The sequence below is a fragment of the Streptomyces sp. NPDC001668 genome, assembly GCF_042893155.1.
Taxonomy (GTDB): domain Bacteria; phylum Actinomycetota; class Actinomycetes; order Streptomycetales; family Streptomycetaceae; genus Streptomyces.
The window spans coordinates 461,353-478,313 of sequence record NZ_JBIAUQ010000003.1 but is presented as its reverse complement, the minus strand read 5'-3'; the positions used below and the strand labels follow the sequence as shown (position 1 = coordinate 478,313).

The 16,961-nt window shown below is 70.2% G+C and carries 21 protein-coding genes; 13 read left to right on the top strand and 8 right to left on the bottom strand.

Translation table 11 applies throughout. From position 1 onward, the window contains the following. Nucleotides 1-20: 20 nt before the first annotated feature. Nucleotides 21-611, bottom strand: coding sequence for an N-acetylmuramoyl-L-alanine amidase (locus ACFYZ8_RS11855; protein WP_388534617.1), 591 nt, complete (start codon nucleotides 609-611; stop codon nucleotides 21-23). A gap of 313 nt (nucleotides 612-924) precedes the next feature. Here ACFYZ8_RS11855 and ACFYZ8_RS11850 point away from each other — a divergent pair, with 313 nt between their 5' ends. The 7 genes from ACFYZ8_RS11850 to ACFYZ8_RS11820 all read left to right on the top strand — a co-directional run bounded on the left by ACFYZ8_RS11850 (nucleotide 925) and on the right by ACFYZ8_RS11820 (nucleotide 6,858). Further along, nucleotides 925-2,331, top strand: a complete 1,407-nt coding sequence (locus tag ACFYZ8_RS11850) for a family 2B encapsulin nanocompartment shell protein (protein ID WP_359030302.1) — start codon at nucleotides 925-927, stop codon at nucleotides 2,329-2,331. A gap of 155 nt (nucleotides 2,332-2,486) precedes the next feature. Continuing rightward, nucleotides 2,487-3,656, top strand: coding sequence for a family 2 encapsulin nanocompartment cargo protein polyprenyl transferase (locus ACFYZ8_RS11845; RefSeq protein WP_388534614.1), 1,170 nt, complete (start codon nucleotides 2,487-2,489; stop codon nucleotides 3,654-3,656). 171 nt (nucleotides 3,657-3,827) lie between these two features. Then, nucleotides 3,828-4,430 (top strand): GNAT family N-acetyltransferase, encoded by a 603-nt coding sequence (locus ACFYZ8_RS11840; RefSeq protein WP_359030305.1) that lies wholly within the window; start codon nucleotides 3,828-3,830, stop codon nucleotides 4,428-4,430. Between the two features lie 179 nt (nucleotides 4,431-4,609). After that, nucleotides 4,610-4,807 (top strand): hypothetical protein, encoded by a 198-nt coding sequence (locus ACFYZ8_RS11835; RefSeq protein WP_388534611.1) that lies wholly within the window; start codon nucleotides 4,610-4,612, stop codon nucleotides 4,805-4,807. Between the two features lie 93 nt (nucleotides 4,808-4,900). After that, nucleotides 4,901-5,314, top strand: coding sequence for a YciI family protein (locus ACFYZ8_RS11830; RefSeq protein WP_388534609.1), 414 nt, complete (start codon nucleotides 4,901-4,903; stop codon nucleotides 5,312-5,314). Nucleotides 5,315-5,319: 5 nt separating this feature from the next. After that, a complete protein-coding gene (locus ACFYZ8_RS11825) occupies nucleotides 5,320-6,525 on the top strand; it encodes an RNA polymerase sigma factor (protein ID WP_388534605.1) in 1,206 nt (401 codons plus the stop codon). A gap of 9 nt (nucleotides 6,526-6,534) precedes the next feature. Then, nucleotides 6,535-6,858, top strand: coding sequence for a DUF952 domain-containing protein (locus ACFYZ8_RS11820; protein ID WP_359030309.1), 324 nt, complete (start codon nucleotides 6,535-6,537; stop codon nucleotides 6,856-6,858). Nucleotides 6,859-7,071: 213 nt separating this feature from the next. Here the strand turns inward: ACFYZ8_RS11820 and ACFYZ8_RS11815 are convergent, their stop codons facing one another. The 3 genes from ACFYZ8_RS11815 to ACFYZ8_RS11805 all read right to left on the bottom strand — a co-directional run bounded on the left by ACFYZ8_RS11815 (nucleotide 7,072) and on the right by ACFYZ8_RS11805 (nucleotide 8,721). After that, nucleotides 7,072-7,815 (bottom strand): VOC family protein, encoded by a 744-nt coding sequence (locus tag ACFYZ8_RS11815; protein ID WP_388534602.1) that lies wholly within the window; start codon nucleotides 7,813-7,815, stop codon nucleotides 7,072-7,074. An 87-nt stretch (nucleotides 7,816-7,902) separates the two neighbouring features. Then, complete coding sequence (locus tag ACFYZ8_RS11810) at nucleotides 7,903-8,316, bottom strand: VOC family protein (protein ID WP_359030311.1); 414 nt, start codon at nucleotides 8,314-8,316, stop codon at nucleotides 7,903-7,905. Nucleotides 8,317-8,325: 9 nt separating this feature from the next. Further along, nucleotides 8,326-8,721 (bottom strand): helix-turn-helix transcriptional regulator, encoded by a 396-nt coding sequence (locus ACFYZ8_RS11805; protein ID WP_266522248.1) that lies wholly within the window; start codon nucleotides 8,719-8,721, stop codon nucleotides 8,326-8,328. Between the two features lie 103 nt (nucleotides 8,722-8,824). Between ACFYZ8_RS11805 and ACFYZ8_RS11800 the strand changes: the two genes are divergently transcribed. From ACFYZ8_RS11800 to ppk2, 3 genes are read left to right on the top strand one after another with little or no spacing between them, the layout of a single operon-like run. Beyond that, entirely contained in the window at nucleotides 8,825-9,979 is a 1,155-nt protein-coding gene (locus ACFYZ8_RS11800; RefSeq protein ID WP_359030313.1) for an inorganic phosphate transporter, read from the top strand. Between the two features lie 20 nt (nucleotides 9,980-9,999). Then, a complete protein-coding gene (locus tag ACFYZ8_RS11795) occupies nucleotides 10,000-10,236 on the top strand; it encodes a hypothetical protein (protein ID WP_007384642.1) in 237 nt (78 codons plus the stop codon). Nucleotides 10,237-10,249: 13 nt separating this feature from the next. Beyond that, entirely contained in the window at nucleotides 10,250-11,122 is an 873-nt protein-coding gene (ppk2, locus tag ACFYZ8_RS11790; protein WP_359030314.1) for a polyphosphate kinase 2, read from the top strand. 147 nt (nucleotides 11,123-11,269) lie between these two features. On the opposite strand, the gene sodN is transcribed toward ppk2, so the two are convergent. Further along, entirely contained in the window at nucleotides 11,270-11,665 is a 396-nt protein-coding gene (gene sodN / locus ACFYZ8_RS11785; protein ID WP_351729542.1) for a superoxide dismutase, Ni, read from the bottom strand. Between the two features lie 146 nt (nucleotides 11,666-11,811). On the opposite strand from sodN, the gene sodX reads away from it, so the two are divergent. Further along, complete coding sequence (gene sodX / locus ACFYZ8_RS11780) at nucleotides 11,812-12,249, top strand: nickel-type superoxide dismutase maturation protease (RefSeq protein ID WP_359040539.1); 438 nt, start codon at nucleotides 11,812-11,814, stop codon at nucleotides 12,247-12,249. On the opposite strand, the gene ACFYZ8_RS11775 is transcribed toward sodX, so the two are convergent. Then, complete coding sequence (locus ACFYZ8_RS11775) at nucleotides 12,153-12,782, bottom strand: CGNR zinc finger domain-containing protein (RefSeq protein ID WP_388534596.1); 630 nt, start codon at nucleotides 12,780-12,782, stop codon at nucleotides 12,153-12,155. The genes sodX and ACFYZ8_RS11775 overlap by 97 nt on opposite strands. 99 nt (nucleotides 12,783-12,881) lie before the next feature. On the opposite strand from ACFYZ8_RS11775, the gene ACFYZ8_RS11770 reads away from it, so the two are divergent. Both ACFYZ8_RS11770 and ACFYZ8_RS11765 read left to right on the top strand, forming a co-directional pair. Beyond that, the gene (locus ACFYZ8_RS11770) at nucleotides 12,882-13,640 is read left to right on the top strand and encodes a class I SAM-dependent methyltransferase (RefSeq protein WP_388534594.1); all 759 of its coding nucleotides are present in this window, start codon (nucleotides 12,882-12,884) and stop codon (nucleotides 13,638-13,640) included. A gap of 107 nt (nucleotides 13,641-13,747) precedes the next feature. Beyond that, a complete protein-coding gene (locus ACFYZ8_RS11765) occupies nucleotides 13,748-14,383 on the top strand; it encodes a hypothetical protein (RefSeq protein WP_388535067.1) in 636 nt (211 codons plus the stop codon). A 6-nt stretch (nucleotides 14,384-14,389) separates the two neighbouring features. Here the strand turns inward: ACFYZ8_RS11765 and ACFYZ8_RS11760 are convergent, their stop codons facing one another. Continuing rightward, nucleotides 14,390-16,114, bottom strand: a complete 1,725-nt coding sequence (locus tag ACFYZ8_RS11760) for a BTAD domain-containing putative transcriptional regulator (RefSeq protein ID WP_359040547.1) — start codon at nucleotides 16,112-16,114, stop codon at nucleotides 14,390-14,392. Nucleotides 16,115-16,207: 93 nt separating this feature from the next. Beyond that, nucleotides 16,208-16,864 (bottom strand): hypothetical protein, encoded by a 657-nt coding sequence (locus tag ACFYZ8_RS11755; RefSeq protein ID WP_359040549.1) that lies wholly within the window; start codon nucleotides 16,862-16,864, stop codon nucleotides 16,208-16,210. Between the last annotated feature and the right edge of the window lie 97 nt (nucleotides 16,865-16,961).

The following is a 16,961-nucleotide window of genomic DNA, read 5'->3' as shown; positions in this document are numbered from 1 at the left end:
CCCCATTGTGACCTGCGGGATCACTTCAGGCGCTCCCGGATCCGGCCCCGCAGCCAGCCCATCGTGAAGCCCCGCGGATCCACCTTGCCCGGCTGCCACTCCAGGTGGCCGATGACCGACCGTTCCGTCCAGCCGTGCCGGCGGCACACAGCGGCGGAGACCTGCTCGATCGCTGTCAGCTGGGCGGCCGGCCAGGGATCCTCGCCGTCGCCGAGGTTCTCGCACTCGAAGCCGTAGAAGTGGCGGTTGCCGTCGGTGTTCGCCTCGTTGTCGAGGGGGAGCGCCTTCTCCGCGATCACCGCCCGCAGGACGTCGTCGTCGCCGAGACCGGCGTGGTTGGCGCGGCCGTAGCCGACGAGATGGACGGTGCCGTCCTTGGTGATGACGCCGTGGCACAGGGGGCCCGGGAGGCCGGTGTAGCCCTTGCGGCACAGCTCCACCGTCGCCGCGCTGCCCTTGGTCACCGTGTGGTGGATCATCACGCCGTGCACCGGGCCCCAGGCGCCGACGTGGTTGCGGTTGTGGTGCTCCCAGTCGCCGACCTCGACGACGGTGGCGCCCTCCGCCCGCAGGACGGCCAGGAATCTGTCCGCGGACATGGGTGAGGCCATGGCCCCCTCCTTCGCGCTGTGCGCCGGCGGCGGACCGCGGCCGGCTCGTACCGGTGCTTGTACCGAAAGCGGCGGAATCCGACTCCTGGTTCGCACAGCGTGCGAGCTGATTCGGACAGGCAAATTCCGTTCACCGCAGGAGACTTGACTGCACGTCAGTGGACAGGGATCTCGCATATGCCCAGCCTCGCGGTGATCCATTCCCCCTCTTTCGTGTAATAGCACCGGCACGTTCCGTGAGGAAGGCTTGCCCTTGCACATCGATGCCTGGGCGTAGATCGCGTCCGGGCATGTACCGGGAGGGCAATTCCTTATGTCGGTAGGCGAAGAGGTCCGCACCGAGCAGAACCGGCCGCAGCAGAGCCTCGGCACGGCGGCCGCGCGGAACCTGGCCACCACCACCAAGTCCGCACCCCAGATGCAGGAGATCAGCTCCCGCTGGCTGCTGCGCATGCTGCCCTGGGTGAACGTCCAGGGCGGTACGTACCGGGTGAACCGCCGCCTCAGCTACGCCGTGGGCGACGGCCGGGTGACGTTCGTGAAGACCGGGGACCGGGTCGAGGTGATCCCCGCCGAGCTGCGCGAACTGCCGGCCCTCAGGTCGTACGAGGACGACGACGTGCTCTCCGAACTCGCCCAGCGCTGCCAGCAGCGGGAGTTCACCCCGGGTTCCGTGATCGCCTCGTTCGGCGCCCAGGCCGACGAGGTGTTCCTGCTGGCGCACGGCAGGGTGGAGAAGGTCGGCACCGGCCCCTACGGCGACGACGCGGTCCTCGGAGTGCTGGCCGACGGCGCCTACTTCGGCGACCAGGCGCTGCTCGACCCGGACGCCATCTGGGAGTACACCGCCCGCGCGGCCACCGCCTGCACCGTCCTCGTGCTGCCCCGCCAGGACGTCGACCAGGTGGCGGAGCGCGCTGAAGCCCTCGGCGAGCACCTGCGGGAGCAGCGCGCGATCCCCTCGCAGCGCACCAACAAATACGGCGAGAAGGCGATCGACCTCGCGGCGGGCCACGAGGGCGAGCCCGACATCCCGCACACCTTCGTCGACTACGACGCCCGGCCCCGCGAATACGAACTGAGCATCGCCCAGACCGTGCTGCGCATCCACACGCGCGTGGCCGACCTCTACAACCAGCCGATGAACCAGACGGAACAGCAGATCCGGCTGACCGTCGAGGCACTCAAGGAGCGCCAGGAGCACGAGCTCGTCAACAACCGTGAGTTCGGGCTGCTGCACAACTGCGAGTACGACCAGCGACTCCAGCCGCACGACGGCGTGCCCAGCCCCGACGACCTCGACGAACTGCTCAGCCGCCGCCGCGGCACCAAGCTGCTGCTCGCCCATCCGCGCGCGATCTCCGCGATCGGCCGTGAGCTCAACAAGCGTGGACTGGTCCCCGAGACCATCGACATGGGCGGCAACCGCATCCCCACCTGGCGCGGGGTGCCGATCTACCCGTGCAACAAGATCCCGGTCACCCCGGAGCGGACCACCTCGATCATCGCCATGCGTACCGGCGAGGCCGACCAGGGTGTCATCGGCCTCCAGCAGGCCGGTATCCCCGACGAGATCGAGCCGAGCCTGTCGGTGCGGTTCATGGGCATCAACGAACAGTCGATCATCAAGTACCTGGTGACGGCCTACTACTCGGCCGCCGTGCTGGTGCCGGACGCGCTCGGGGTGCTGGAGAACGTCGAGATCGGCCGGTGGAGGTGACGCTGCTGCCCCTGGGAGCCGTGTCCCCGTCCACCGGGGCGGGTACACCTCGGTCGAACACCGGGGCGGAGGCACCCCGGCGCGGCGCGCCCGCCCACAGCACGGACGCCCACAGCACGGACGCCACCGTCCGCGGACCGACCGAGGGGGGTTCCATGGCCGAGTCCACGACGGGGACACCGGGGCGGGCGGGGGAAAGGACGGAGGCGGCGCCGACGACCGGGGGGACGGAGGCGCCGGCCGCCGACCGAAGGGGGGAGCGGGTCCCGGCCGAGCCGGACCGGCCGGAGACCCGCCCGCTCGACGGGCATGAGGCCGTGGTGATCCTGGAGCGGGTGCGGGCGGTCGTCGATCCCGCGCTGCGTGCCGCGCTGGAGTCGCTGCCCGGCTCGCTGCGCAGGATCGCGCTCTACCACTTCGGCTGGGAGCAGGCCGACGGCACCCCGTCGGCGGGCAACGCGGGCAAGGCGATACGGCCCGCGCTCGTCCTCACCGCTGCCGCCGCCCTCGGCGGGGACCGGGCACGGGCGGCGGCCGTCCGGGCCGCCGTGGCGGTGGAGCTGGTGCACAACTTCACGCTGCTGCACGACGACGTGATGGACCGCGACACCACCCGCCGCCACCGCCCCACCGCGTGGACCGTGTTCGGCGACGCCGACGCGATCCTCGCCGGGGACGCCCTCCAGGCGCTGGCCCTGCGGCTGCTGGCCGAGGATCCGTACCCCGCGGCGAGAGCGGCCGCGGCCCGCCTCGCGCACTGTGTCGTCGAGCTGTGCGAGGGCCAGCACGAGGACACCGCCCTGCAGAAGCTCGGACCCGGCGAGGTCACCCTCGACCAGGTACTCGACATGGCCGAGGCCAAGACGGGCGCCCTGCTCGGCTGTGCCTGTGCGCTCGGCGCGCTGTACGCGGACGCGTCCGCCGAGGACGTCGCCGCGATGGACGCGTTCGGCCGGGAGGCGGGCCTCGCCTTCCAGCTCATCGACGACGTGATCGGCATATGGGGCGACCCGAGCCGCACCGGCAAACCGGCCGGCGCGGATCTCGCCGCCCGCAAGAAGTCCCTCCCGGTGGTCGCCGCGCTCACCTCCGGCACGGCGGCGGCCAAGGAACTGGCCGAGCTGTACGCGGCGCCGTACGACGAAGGGGACCTGGCGCGTACGGCCCTCGCCGTGGAGGAGGCCGGCGGCCGGGACTGGGCACAGGTGCAGGCGGCCGACCGGATGGCCCGGGCGATGGGGCAGCTGGCCCGTGCGGTGCCCGAGCCGGAGGCGGCGGGCGGGCTGCTCTCCCTCGCGGAGTTCGTGACGCGGCGCAGCGCCTGAGGACCCCGGAGCGCCCGGCACCGTGCGGTTCCTGACCCCGCACGGTGGCCGGGGGCTCCGGCGCGAACGGGTCCCGCACATCCCCACGGTGTGCGGGGCCCGCTTCCGCATGCGCACCGGATAGTCTCAACACCCTTGTGACCGACGGTGGTTGAGATGAAGGGGTGGGGCATGGGCGTGGTGATACGGACGGCCGACGAAAGCGATCGCGAACGGGTAGCGCGGCTGCTGGACTCGGCCTTCCAGGACGACCCGGTCAGCGGGTGGATCTTCCCGGGGGAGGAGGAGCGCCGTACGACCCACCCCCGGCTGATGGCCGCGTTCGTCGACCTCGTGCTCGCCGAGGGACGGGTGGACGTCACGGAGGACGGGGCGGCATGCGCGTTGTGGCTTCCGGTGGCGGCGGACGGGAGCGGCGAGGGGGACGAGGACGGGTTCGCCGAGCTGCGTGAGGCGCTCGATCCGGACAACGAGCGGATCGAGCTGATCGGGCGGCTCACCGCGGAGGTGCATCCGGCCGGGCGCGCCCATGAGTACCTGTGGATGATCGGGGTCGCTCCCGAGCGGCAGGGGGAGGGGCTCGGGAGCGCGCTGATCGGGTCGGTTCTGGACCGGTGCGACCGGGAGGGGGTCCCGGCGTATCTGGAGGCGAGCAGCGCGCGAAGCCGGGCGCTGTACCAGCGGCTCGGGTTCGAGCTGGTGGAGCGCCCGCTGGAGCTGCCCGACGGGCCGCAGATGTGGCCGATGTGGCGCGAGCCGGGCGCTTCGCGGTAGTGCGGAAGGGGCGGCGGGTCTCGTGGCCCCGGTGAGAAGAGGGGCGGTCACGCGGCTGCCGTCCCCTGACTGGGCCACGGGTGGCGCGGTGCGTACAGCAGAAGGGCGTACAGCAGAAGGGCGTACAGCAGAAAACGCTGAGGCAAGCGCCCGCGGCCCCCTCGCCCTACCCTGAGGGCATGGGCACTGACGAACGCGTCTGTCCCGTCTGCGGACAGCCGGTCGAGACAGTCGTACGGCGTCACAAAACGCTGGGCGCGTGGGTCCCCGTGTGGACGGGCGGCCCGTGCCGCAACCCCGAGTGCGAGGCGAACCCCGACCTGGCCGCCGGATCCGGCGAGGACCACGGCGGCGCACCCGCCGGAAAAAGTTCCTGAACCCTGTCGAGAATCCGTCCCCGGCTCCGACGTCCCCTGTGAGAGCCGCCCGCACCGGGCGGCCGAGCCGATCGACGCCGAAGGAGCGGGATCATGAAGTACCTGGTCATGGTGCAGGGCACGCAGGCCGACTACGAGGCCATGCGCGGCAAGGGCTCCGAGCACTCCCCGGCCTGGAGCGAGCAGGAGATCCGTACGATGTACGCCTTCATGAGCGCCATCAACGACGACCTCTCCGAGACCGGCGAGATGCTCGACGGCCAGGGCCTCGCCGAGCCCGCGAAGATCCGCCACGTCAGCAGGGGCGCGGACGGCAAGGCCGTGATCACCGACGGTCCCTACAGCGAGACCAAGGAGCTGCTGTGCGGCTACTGGGTGCTGGAGTGCGAGAGCCTGGAGCGCGTCACGGAGATCGCCGAGCGCATCACCCACTGCCCCCAGCCCGCCGGCGCCCCCGAGTACCCGGTGGTCATCCGGCCCATCCTGGACGGCGCCGGGGACATCTGAGGGCCGTGCGACCGACGACCGGCACCGAGGACCTGCTGCGCCGGCACGCGCCGCAGGTCCTCGGGGCGCTGGTCAGGCGGTACGGCCATTTCGACGCCGCCGAGGACGCCGTACAGGAGGCGCTGCTGGCCGCGGCCGGGCAGTGGCCGTCGGCGGGGGTGCCCGGCAATCCGCGCGGGTGGCTCATCAAGGTGGCCTCGCGGCGGCTGATTGACACGCTGCGGGCGGAGGAGGCACGGCGGGCGCGGGAGGAGCGGGCCGCGGCACTGAGCGAGCGCGTCACGGCGGTCGCCGACCGCGCGCCACGCGAGGACGACACCCTGTCCCTGCTGTTCCTGTGCTGCCATCCGCAGCTGCCCCCGTCCGCGCAGATCGCGCTCACCCTGCGCGCGGTCGGCGGACTGACCACCGCGGAGATCGCCCGGGCGTATCTCGTCCCCGAGGCGACCATGGCCCAGCGCATCAGCCGGGCCAAGCAGAAGGTGCGGGGCGTGAGCTTCGGCCGCCCGGAGAACTGGCCCGAACGGCTTCCGGCCGTCCTGCACACCCTCTACCTGATCTTCAACGAGGGCCACACGGCGACCTCCGGACCGGCCCTCCAGCGGCGCGACCTCGCCGGTGAGGCGATCCGCCTGACCCGCACGGTGCACCGGCTCCTCCCCGACGACTGCGAGATCGCGGGCCTGCTCGCCCTGATGCTCCTCACCGACGCCCGCCGCGACGCCCGCACAGGCCCGGACGGCGACCTGGTCCCCCTCGACGAACAGGACCGCGCCCGCTGGGACAAGGCCGCGATCGAGGAGGGCGTCGCGCTCGTCACCCGGGCGCTGGCCCGCCGCCGACCCGGCCCCTACCAGATCCGCGCGGCCATCGCCGCCGTACACGACGAGGCGCCCACGCCGGAGGCGACCGACTGGCGGGAGATCCTCGGGCTCTACGACGTTCTCGTACGGCTCGTTCCGGGGCCGGTGGAGCGGCTGAACCGGGCGGTCGCGGTCGCGATGGTGCACGGCCCGCAGGCCGGGCTCGCCGAACTGGACGCGCTCCCCGACGAGTTGGGCCACCGGCTGGACGCCGTACGCGGGCATCTGCTGGAGCGGGCGGGGTCGTACGACCAGGCGCGTGCCGCGTACGAGGCGGCGGCCGGAAAGACCCTGAGCCTGCCCGAGCAGCGGTATTTGCAGGGGCGGGCGGCCCGGCTGAGGCCTTAACGTGACGGCATGTCCACAGCGAACCTCATCGTGCACCTGACCGAACGCTCCCTCTGGGAGGAGGCCCGGGCCCGTGGCAGGTACGAGATCTCGACCCGCGGCCGCACTCTCCAGGAGGAGGGGTTCATCCACTGCTCGACGCGTGAGCAGCTCCCCGGCACGGCCGCGCGCTTCTTCGCTGATGTACCGGACCTCGTGGTCCTCGTCATCGACCCCGCCCGCCTCGACGTACCCCTGAAGTACGAGGCCCCCGCTCCGGGCGCCGAGGAGTTCCCGCACGTCTACGGGCCGATCCCGGTGGACGCGGTCGTCGACGTGGAGCCGTGGGGGTGACGGGTCGCCGCCGGTCATGGCGCTGGGTCCTGCTGGTGTGGGCGGCTCTCGTGGTCGTCGCGGGCGGGCTCACGCTCTGGCTTCAGGACTCGGCGGAGCCGCCGGGGCCGTACGGATGGGAGAGGGAGAGTCCGACGCCCTCGCTCCCGGAAGGGTGGGAGACGGCGTGCTCCCGCTCCACGCCCGACGCGCAGGGCCGGACCCTCTGCTTCGTCAGGACCCGCTAGGCAGCCCGCCCGTCTCCGGGTCCCGGCCCGTCAGGCAGTAGATGCCGCCTGCCGAGTCTCTCATCACCGTCCAGTTCCTGCCCTCGGCGACGAACTCCGCGCCCAGGCGCTCGTGTTCGGCCCGTGTCGCCTCGATGTCCGCGCAGGCCAGGTCCAGATGGGCGGAGGCGGGGCGTTCCTCGTCGAGGCGCTGGAGGAGGATGCGGACCGGGAGTCCGGGCGGTGGCTTGAGCACGTGGAACTCGGGGAGCGAGCCGCGCAGGGAGTCCCAGTCGGGCAACAGGGCGGCCCAGAAGGCGACTTCGGCCTCGTAGAGGGAGGGCGGGACGTCCAGGCAGACCTGGTCGAGACGGCTGCCGTGGATCACCGGCGGGCGGACCGACTGCCCGCGCCAGGGGTCGGCGCAGAACAACTGACCCGCGGGGGACCGGAGCACGACCAGCGTGCCCTGGTCGGCGACCATGTGCGCGCCGAGCGCCCGCGCCGCCTTCGCGAACTTCCGTACGTCGTCCACGCAGAAGTCGAGATGGGCACCGCCGGGTCCCGAGGCGACGGCCTGCGCCTTGACGCAGGCGTCCGCCCCGCCGGGCGGCAGGAGGGTCACGAACTCCCGCCGCTCACCCCGGAATTCGGACAGGCGGCTGCCGGTGACGCTGACCCAGAAGTCGCAGGCCTGGGCGAAGCGGGGAGCGGGCCGGTCCACGAAGGCGTATGTCCAGCGGGTAGTCATGCGGTGATCGTAGGCTTCACCACTTCGGTGCCTCCATCACTTCGGTGCCTCCATCACTTCGGCGCCTCCATCGCTTCGGCACCTCCATCACTTCGGTACCTCCATGAACCGCAGCATGTTCCCCGCCGGGTCCCGGAACGCGCAGTCCCGCACCCCGTACGGCATGTCCGTCGGCTCCTGGACCACCTCCGCCCCCGACTCCCGCACGCGTGCGAACAACGCGTCACAGTCGGTCGTCGTGAAGTTGACCCCCCGCAGCAGCCCCTTCGCCAGCAGCCGGGCCATCGCCTCCTTGTCCGCGGGGGACGCGTCCGGATCCGCGGCGGGCGGCTCCAGGACGATGTCCACGTCCGGCTGGAGCGGCGAGCCGACCGTCACCCAGCGCATGCCCTCGTACCCGACGTCGCCGCGCACCTCCATGCCCAGGACGTCCCGGTAGAACGCGATCGCCTTGTCGTGATCGTCGACGGCGATGAAGCAGTTCTTGAGTCTGATGTCCATGGCTTCACGTTAGGCCCGACGCGGCCGGGTGTGCCTGCGGACCACGCACGGGGGGATCCCGGCGATCTCCTCGTGGGAGCGGGCCCGGTACGCGCTCGGCGTCTCGCCCACCAGCTCCGTGAACCGCGAGCTGAAGGAGCCGAGGGAGGTGCAGCCCACGGCCATGCAGACCTCGGTGACGGACAGGTCGCCCCGCCTCAGCAGCGCCTTCGCGCGCTCGATGCGCCGGGTCATGAGATAGCCGTAGGGCGTCTCACCGAACTCCGCGCGGAAACTGCGCTGGAAGTGGCCCGGGGACATCAGCGCGGTGCGGGCGAGCGCGGTCACGTCGAGCGGCTCGGTGTACTCGCGGTCCATCCGGTCGCGTGCCTGCCGCAGCCGCACCAGGTCCTCGATGCTCACCATCACGCCAGCATCGCACGATGCTCACCGGCTGGGCGCGGGGACCTGTAACGGGCTTTGCCTCACGTTCTCCTGCCGTACGGAAGCGCTTGCTCCCATGAGAGGCATGGACCACATCACGTTCCTCGTGGCGGTCGTCATCGTCACGGCCCTGGCCTTCGACTTCACCAACGGATTCCACGACACCGCCAACGCGATGGCGACGTCCATCGCGACCGGCGCGCTGAAACCCAGGACCGCGGTCCTGGTGAGCGGCGTCCTGAACGTCGTCGGCGCCTTCCTGTCCACCGAGGTCGCCAAGACGATCTCCGGCGGCATCGTGGACGACACCCTGGTCTCGCCCGGGATGATCTTCGCGGGGCTGGTCGGAGCGATTCTGTGGAACCTGCTGACCTGGCTGGTCGGCCTTCCGTCGAGCTCCTCGCACGCCCTGTTCGGCGGGCTGATCGGCGCGGTGTGGGTCGGTGCCGGCTCCCACGGCGTGCACTTCGACAAGGTCGTCGAGAAGATCCTGATCCCCGCCGTGGCCTCCCCGGTGGTGGCCGGCGTGGCGGCGCTGATCGCCACCTACCTCGCCTACAAGCTCACCGCCCGCGCCCGCAAGGACTCGGTGACCAAGGGCTTCCGGCTCGGGCAGATCGCCTCCGCGTCCCTCGTCTCCCTCGCGCACGGCACCAACGACGCCCAGAAGACCATGGGTGTCATCACGCTGACCCTGATCTCGGCGGGCGCGCTCGGCCACGACGCAGGACCGCCGGTCTGGGTCATCGCCTCCGCCGGTCTCGCGATCGGCCTCGGCACCTACCTCGGCGGCTGGCGGATCATCCGCACCATGGGCAAGGGGCTCACCGAGATCCAGTCCCCGCAGGGCTTCGCCGCGGAGACCGCGTCGACGACGGTCATTCTGACCTCCGCCCACCTCGGCTTCGCCCTGTCGACCACGCAGGTCGCCTCGGGCAGCATCCTCGGCGCCGGTCTCGGCCGGAAGCTGGCGGAGGTCCGCTGGGGCATCGCCGGGCGCATGGTCGCGGCCTGGCTGATCACACTGCCGGCGGCCGCGCTGGTCGGCGGCCTCTCCGCGAGCGCCGTCAAGCACGGCGGCAACTTCGGCACGGTCGTCGTCGCGCTGGTCGGTGCCGCCGTCGCCGCGGGCATCGTGCTCATCTCCCGCCGCAACCCGGTGAGCGCGCACAACGTCAACGACACCCACGAGGTCACCGTCCGCACCGAGCCGCCGTCCCGCGTCGGCACGGCCGCCTGAGCCCTTTAGGAGTTCCTGTCATGAGCATCGACTGGACCGCACTCGGCCAGGTCACCGCGGTGAGCGTCGGCGTCACCATCGCCGTGGTGGTGGTCTTCGCCCTCGGGGTACTCGGCCTCGCCCGCTTCGAGGGGGCGAGGGAGGATGGCGGTGGTGGCACGTCCACGCTCGGCATCGCCCAGGCCGGCCTGTGCTTCCTCGCCTGCGCGGCGGTGGTGGCGTACGGCATCTATCTGATCGTGCCGCAGTTCCACTGAGAGGGGACCGGGGATGACGCCCCTGCTGACCGACCTGAAGGTCGACTACACCGACCCCGACGACCCTGTGCTGATCCGCCCGGACGGCAGCCCGATCGACACCTGGCGGGAGAACTACCCCTACGCGCACCGCATGGAGCGCAAGGAGTACGACTGGCACAAGCGGCTCCAGCAGATCGAACTGCTGAAGCTCCAGAGCTGGATCAAGGAGACCGGGCGCCGGCTCGTCATCGTCTTCGAGGGACGGGACGCGGCCGGCAAGGGCGGCACCATCAAGCGCTTCACGGAGCACCTGAACCCCCGTGGCGCGCGCGTGGTGGCCCTGGAGAAGCCGACCGAACGCGAGCGCGGGCAGTGGTACTTCCAGCGGTACGTCGAACACCTGCCGACCGCGGGCGAGATCGTGCTGTTCGACCGGTCCTGGTACAACCGGGCCGGTGTCGAGCGGGTCATGGGCTTCTGCTCGGACGACGAGTACCGGCGCTTCATGCGGCAGGCCCCGCTGTTCGAGCGGATGCTCGTCGACGACGGCGTGGATCTGCTGAAGTTCTGGTTCTCGGTCTCCCAGGGCGAGCAGCGCACCCGCTTCACCATCCGCCAGATCGACCCCGTACGGCAGTGGAAGCTCAGCCCCATGGACCTCGCCTCCCTGGACCGCTGGGACGACTACACCGCCGCCAAGGTCGCCATGTTCCGCGAGACGGACACCCAGTTCGCCCCCTGGACGGTGGTCAAGAGCAACGACAAGAAGCGCGCCCGCGTCGAGGCCATGCGCAGCGTCCTGGCCCGCTTCGACTACTCGGACAAGGACGAGGAGGTCGTCGGCACCCCGGACCCGCGGATCGTGGGCGCGGCGGCGGGACTGCTGGAGGCGGGGGAGGCCTAGGGCCTGTCGTCTGGGTCAGGCCGGCCGGCCGCTCCGCGGAGCGGTACACGCGCAAGGGGCCCGGTCCGTGCGGACCGGGCCCCTTCCACGTTCTCCCGTCGGCCTGCGATGGTGCACCGATCGCGGGTCCGGCGGAGGCCGACGAGGTCAGGCCTTCTTGGTCTCCCAGAAGATCTTGTCGATCTGGGCGATGTAGTCCAGAGCCTTCTGGCCGGTGGCCGGGTCGGTGGACGCCTTCGCGGCCGAGAGGGCCTTGAGGGTGTCGTTGACCAGCTGGTGCAGCTCCGGGTACTTCTCGAAGTGCGGGGGCTTGAAGTAGTCGCTCCAGAGCACGGAAACGTGGTGCTTCGCGAGCTCGGCGCGCTGCTCCTTGATGACCGTGGCACGCGACTGGAAGTGCGGGTCGTCGTTGGCGGCCATCTTCTCCTGCACGGCCTTCACCGACTCCGCCTCGATGCGGGCCTGGGCCGGGTCGTACACACCGCAGGGCAGGTCGCAGTGTGCGCTGACCTTGACCTTGGGGGCAAACAGGCGGGAAAGCATGGAGCATTCCTTCCTCGTGATCGTCTTCTCAGGTGCGACATTACTCCCTGGGAGAGCCGAATTCGCGGGTGCCCCCATGGGCTTAGGACAAAAGTCCGGGGTCAGACTGAGACTGGTGGATGAACGTACCGGGGAGGTGCCGGGGTATGCCGGAGCTGTCGCAGGAGACCGAGCGGGAGAGGTCGTTGCTGCCCTTCGTGGGGGTGGCCGAGGTGACCGGGCCGTCGATGGTGCCCACGCTCCAGCACGGGGACCAGCTCGTCGTGCACTGGGGCGCCAGGGTCGGCCCCGGTGACATCGTGGTCCTGCGGCATCCCTTCCAGCAGGACCTGCTGGTCGTCAAGCGGGCCGTGGAGCGGCGCGAGGGCGGCTGGTGGGTGCTCGGGGACAACGCGTTCGCCGGGGGCGACAGCACGGACTACGGCGTCGTACCGGAGGACCTCGTCCTGGGGAAGGCCCGGCTCAGGTACCGGCCGCTCGGGCCCGCTCAGCGCTCGCCGCTGGCCGCCGTGCGCTGGGCGCTGTCCGCCGTGCGGCCCGTGTTCCCCGACCGGTCGGCCTCCAGGCGCTTGCGGGCCCGGTAGGCGGCCACGTTGGCGCGGGTGGCGCAGCGGTCGGAGCAGTAGCGCCGGGAGCGGTTCGTGGAGGTGTCGAGGTAGGCGTTGCGGCAGGGCGCGGCCTCGCACAGGCCCAGCCGGTCCACGCCGTACTCGGTGAGGTGGAAGGCCAGGCCCATCGCCGCGATCGCCGCGTACCCGGCGGTGGCGTTGGAGGGGTGGTCCGCCAGGTGCATGTGCCACAGCGGACGGCCGTCGTCGTCGCGGAAGTCGTGCCCGGAGATCTGCGGGTTCACCGGGAACTCCAGCAGGAGCGAGTTCAGCAGGTTCACCGCCGTCTCCTCGTCGCCCTGATCCGCCGCCTCGAAGACCGCCCGCAGCCGCCCCCGCACCGAGCGGAAGCGGGTGACGTCGGCCTCGGTGACCCGGCGGCCCGCCTCCTGGCTGACACCGAACAGATCGCGGACGGCCTCGACCGAGGTCAGGGAGTCCTTGCCGCGGGCCGGGTCCTCGCTGTTGACCAGACGGACGGCATAGTCCGAGTAATAGGCCAGTTCCACTTGTAGTCCTTACGGAGGCGTTCTATCGTCGTGATGCGGTCGGGTAACAGCTGATCGTGCTTCCAGGGTATTACGACAGTGCGTGGACAGGGGGCTTTGATGGCGACCGGTGTCGACACCGACTGGCAGGCCTGGCAGGAGAGCTGGGACCGGCAGCAGGAGTGGTACATGCCGGACCGCGAGGAGCGGTTCCGGGTCATGCTGGACATGGTCGAGGCCCTCGTCGGACCCCGGCCGCGCGTGCTCGACCTCGCGTGCGGCACGGGAAGTATCACGGCCAGGCTGCTCACCCGGTTCCCGGAGGCCACCAGCACCGGCGTGGACCTCGACCCGGCGCTCCTCACCATCGCCGAGGGCACCTTCGCGGGCGACGAGCGGGTCACCTTCGTGACGGCCGACCTCAAGGACCCGGACTGGCCCGCGAAGCTGCCGTACGACTCGTACGACGCCGTCCTGACCGCCACGGCCCTGCACTGGCTGCACCGCGAACCCCTCGCGGCCCTCTACGGACAGATCGCCGAACTCGTCCGCGACGGCGGTGTCTTCATGAACGCGGACCACATGACCGACGAGACCACCCCACGGATCAACGCGGCCGAACGCGCGCAGCGTCACGCGCACATGGAGCGGGCCAAGCGGGACGGAGCCCTCGACTGGGCCGAGTGGTGGCAGCTCGCCGCCGAGGACCCCCTCCTCGCCGGCCCGACCGCCCGCCGCTTCGAGATCTACGGCGAGCACGCGGAGGGCGACACGCCGTCGGTGCACTGGCACGCGCGCGTGCTGCGCGAACGGGGCTTCGGCGAGGCCCGGCCGGTGTGGTGCTCACCCTCTGACACGCTGCTGCTCGCGCTGAAGTAGACCCATGGGAAAGGGGTGTATGGCGCCGTGCGTAGAGGCCGCTGGGACCGTCGCTCCCAGCGGCGATCGGCGCCGCTCCTTTCCCGGGAGAGTTTCGAGTGACTGCGATGAAGAGGGCCCTGGTCGTTGCGCCGCTGGCACTGACGGTGCTGGTCGGCGTGAACGGCCAGGCGGAAGCGGTGACCAAGACCTGGTCGAGCAAGCCGTACTACGTGACACTCGAGAGTTACTCCACTCCGCTGAAAAGGTGCCTCGTGGTCAACCTGACAGGGAAGATGGAATACCTCTGGTGGTACAAGAAGCCGAGTTCCAAGGAGAAGTGGGTCCAGGAGATCCGCCTCAAGGCTCCCGCGATGACGATGGACGTCAAGGGCCAGTGCGGCCGTCACGGGGCACCGGCGAAGCTGACCGGCGCGGATCTGTCACAGCGTTTCTACGACTCCGGGTGCACGACGTCCACCGCCATCACGATCAACGCTCCCTTTGCGGTCGGAGTGACCCCCACTCGGAAGTGCGGGCGCATCAAGACCGCCAAACGGTCGACCACCAGCAACGCCAAGGGCTCGTCCTACAGCCAGTACAACAGCGGTAGGCCGGCCACTTTCAAGAAGACCTTCGGCGTCGCGCCCACCAGCGGCCGCAATCAGGTCTGTCTGCGGGTCGACGCCATTTACACCGCCCACAGTGGAACTGATTCCGATTCGTTTGCCAAGGACGCGAAGGTCTGCGTGAAGGCCTACTGAGAGGAACTACCCTGCCGACTCCAATTCGGGCTCCTGCGCGGGCAACTGCGTGACGAGCGCCCGAATTGGCGTCAGCAGCCGAAATCTTCGGCCGGCCGCCGTGTCCTGAGACTCCACGAATGACTGTTCCACGAGCGTGGCCAGTGCCTGCAGGACACTGCCGGAGCGGAGGTACGGCCCGGCGGCGGCCTCCACGTCGGTGAGGCTGAACGCCCCTTCTCCCTCGGCGAGAAGGCGCAGCAACCGGCGCTCGTGCGAGCCGAGGCGGGCATGATCCCGTCTGAAGGCGGATGTGAGGGTGTTCTGCCCGGGTGTGCCGGCGGTGTGGGTCAGCAGACAGTCCAGACCGGTGTCCAACCGGTCGGCGAGTTCCGGGAGGGAGAGCACCCGCAACCGGGCAACGGCGAGTTCGATGGCCAGCGGCAGCCCGTCGAGGCGGCGGCAGATCCTCCCCACCAGCGCGGGGTGCGCGGCTGTGGTCCGCAAGCCGGGTGTCGCCTGAGCGGCCCGCTCGACGAACAGCCGGGTGGCGGCCGTCTCCTCGTTCGCCTTCGGAACGGGCAGCGGGCCCAGCGGCCACGTCACCTCGCCGCTGATGTGCAGAGGAGCCCGTGAGGTCGTCAGTACGGTGCTGCCGGGCCGAGACAGCAGACTGCGGGCCAGGGCGGCGGCGTTCGGCAGGCCCTCGCAGTCGTCCAACACGAACAGCGTGCGGGTCCCGGTCTCGGGACCGGACAACAGGCCGGGGAGCGTGGTGTCGGCTCCGGCGGGGCCGATGACGGTCACTCCGCCCGTGAACCGGGCGGCCAGCGTCCGTGTCGTGTCCAGAGCGAGTGCCGACTTGCCGCAACCGCCGGGTCCGGTGACGGTCACGAGCCCTCCGCGGAGGGCGAGTTCCGAGAGTTCCGCACGCTCGTGCTCCCGGCCGATCACGGTGACATACGGTCGCGCGCCCCGCCACCTGGCTTGCGGCGTCGCCGCGCCCCGACTCGTGCCGGTGTCGGCCTCCGCGAGGATCCCGCCGTGCAGCGCCCGCAGTTCCTCGCAGGGGCCCACCCCGAGTTCCTCCATGAGGAGGGTGTACAGCTCCTGATACGCATCCAGTGCCTCCTTGACGCGGCCACACCTCTGGAGTGCCGTCATCAGCCGGCCCCACCGGCCTTCACGGAACGGCTCGGCCCGGACCAGCCGCCTGAACTCGGCGACGGCATGGGTGTGTTCACCGGCGTCGAGAAGCGCGTCCATGAGTTCGTCCTCTGCCGACAGGCGCAACTCCCGCAGTGCGGCTGTCGCGTCGTGCAGGGGCTCCGTCAGTTCCAGCGTCTCCAGGATGTCGCCCCGCCACAGGCTCAGCGCCTCCGTGAAGCAGCGCATGGCATCCCGCGGGCGACCCGTGCGCGCTGCCGCACGCCCTTCGCCGACGAGCCGTTGGAAGACGTCGGCGTCGAGGTCGGACGGTTCGACGCGGAGGCGGTAGCCGTCACCCGTCGTGATGAGCTGTGAGACGCCCAGGAGCACGCGGAGACTGGAGACATAGGACTGGAGATTGGCGCGGGCCGATTGCGGTGGCGTATCGCCCCAGAGCGAGGCGGTCAGCTCCCGAGCCGAGACGGCACGGCCGTTGCGCAACAGCAGCATGGCGAGCAGGAGACGGAGTTTGCGCCGTTGCAGTGTCAGCGTTTCCCCCGTATCGGTGCATACGTGCAATGGTCCGAGTATGCGGTACTTCATAGTGGAACACCCCCGTGTTCAGCAGCTTGTGCATACTAAACACAAGGGAGTTCGATTATCCGCTTACCAGCCGCTTCGACAACGGAGTCTTTGCTAATTGAAAACCTTCACGCAGACGTTGAGGGCCTTGCTGAACCCGTCGTCCTGGCTGCCCAGAACCACCCTGGCGGACACGTCGTCCCGCAGGCAGATCTGCTTGTGCCCCGGATAGGGCTTGGCGTCCAGGGTGTCTCCCGGCTTGAAGGCGACAGTCGAGTGCGTGTTGTTCTGGATGTAGTAGTGGTCCTTCCTGTTGAAGGAGGACGTGGCATCGGCCGCTTTGATGCGGCCGCACTTCTTGGTCGGTGTGACACCGACGGCGAACGGAACGTTGACCGTGATGGCCGTGGACGTCTTGCATCCGTGGTCGTAGATGTACTGCGACATCTTGACGCTGTTCACGCTTCGGTATGCCGCGTGGCCGCCATTGCACTGGCCCCTGACGATCATCTTCAGCTGGGGGTTCTGGAGCTTGAGCTGGTCGATCCAGATGTCCTTGCGGCCGGTGTTCGGCTGCTTGAGCCACCAGCGGTACTGCATCTTTCCGGTGATGGTGAGGGTGATGCAGCGGTCCAGCGGCGACGACCAGGCCGAGAAACCGTCGCTGTACGTCTTGCTCGTCAGGTGTTTGGTGACCGCGTCCGCCTGGGTGTTCACGCCGACGACCATCGTCAGGGCCAGCGGTACGACTGCAAGGAACCTCTTCCGCACCTTCACGCGTTCCTCTTCCACAGGGAGAAGGCGGCTCTTGTCGGCCGCCGGGCGACAGCGATGATCGCGTCGGAAGCCACACACCCCGCCATACAGA

Coding starts and splice junctions, on each gene's coding strand:
- ACFYZ8_RS11855 (WP_388534617.1), bottom strand. CDS start 611: ATGGCCTCACCCATGTCCGCGGACAGATTCCTGGCCGTCCTGCGGGCG.
- ACFYZ8_RS11850 (WP_359030302.1), top strand. CDS start 925: ATGTCGGTAGGCGAAGAGGTCCGCACCGAGCAGAACCGGCCGCAGCAG.
- ACFYZ8_RS11845 (WP_388534614.1), top strand. CDS start 2,487: ATGGCCGAGTCCACGACGGGGACACCGGGGCGGGCGGGGGAAAGGACG.
- ACFYZ8_RS11840 (WP_359030305.1), top strand. CDS start 3,828: ATGGGCGTGGTGATACGGACGGCCGACGAAAGCGATCGCGAACGGGTA.
- ACFYZ8_RS11835 (WP_388534611.1), top strand. CDS start 4,610: ATGGGCACTGACGAACGCGTCTGTCCCGTCTGCGGACAGCCGGTCGAG.
- ACFYZ8_RS11830 (WP_388534609.1), top strand. CDS start 4,901: ATGAAGTACCTGGTCATGGTGCAGGGCACGCAGGCCGACTACGAGGCC.
- ACFYZ8_RS11820 (WP_359030309.1), top strand. CDS start 6,535: ATGTCCACAGCGAACCTCATCGTGCACCTGACCGAACGCTCCCTCTGG.
- ACFYZ8_RS11815 (WP_388534602.1), bottom strand. CDS start 7,815: ATGACTACCCGCTGGACATACGCCTTCGTGGACCGGCCCGCTCCCCGC.
- ACFYZ8_RS11810 (WP_359030311.1), bottom strand. CDS start 8,316: ATGGACATCAGACTCAAGAACTGCTTCATCGCCGTCGACGATCACGAC.
- ACFYZ8_RS11805 (WP_266522248.1), bottom strand. CDS start 8,721: ATGGTGAGCATCGAGGACCTGGTGCGGCTGCGGCAGGCACGCGACCGG.
- ACFYZ8_RS11800 (WP_359030313.1), top strand. CDS start 8,825: ATGGACCACATCACGTTCCTCGTGGCGGTCGTCATCGTCACGGCCCTG.
- ACFYZ8_RS11795 (WP_007384642.1), top strand. CDS start 10,000: ATGAGCATCGACTGGACCGCACTCGGCCAGGTCACCGCGGTGAGCGTC.
- ppk2 (WP_359030314.1), top strand. CDS start 10,250: ATGACGCCCCTGCTGACCGACCTGAAGGTCGACTACACCGACCCCGAC.
- sodN (WP_351729542.1), bottom strand. CDS start 11,665: ATGCTTTCCCGCCTGTTTGCCCCCAAGGTCAAGGTCAGCGCACACTGC.
- sodX (WP_359040539.1), top strand. CDS start 11,812: ATGCCGGAGCTGTCGCAGGAGACCGAGCGGGAGAGGTCGTTGCTGCCC.
- ACFYZ8_RS11770 (WP_388534594.1), top strand. CDS start 12,882: ATGGCGACCGGTGTCGACACCGACTGGCAGGCCTGGCAGGAGAGCTGG.
- ACFYZ8_RS11765 (WP_388535067.1), top strand. CDS start 13,748: ATGAAGAGGGCCCTGGTCGTTGCGCCGCTGGCACTGACGGTGCTGGTC.
- ACFYZ8_RS11760 (WP_359040547.1), bottom strand. CDS start 16,114: ATGAAGTACCGCATACTCGGACCATTGCACGTATGCACCGATACGGGG.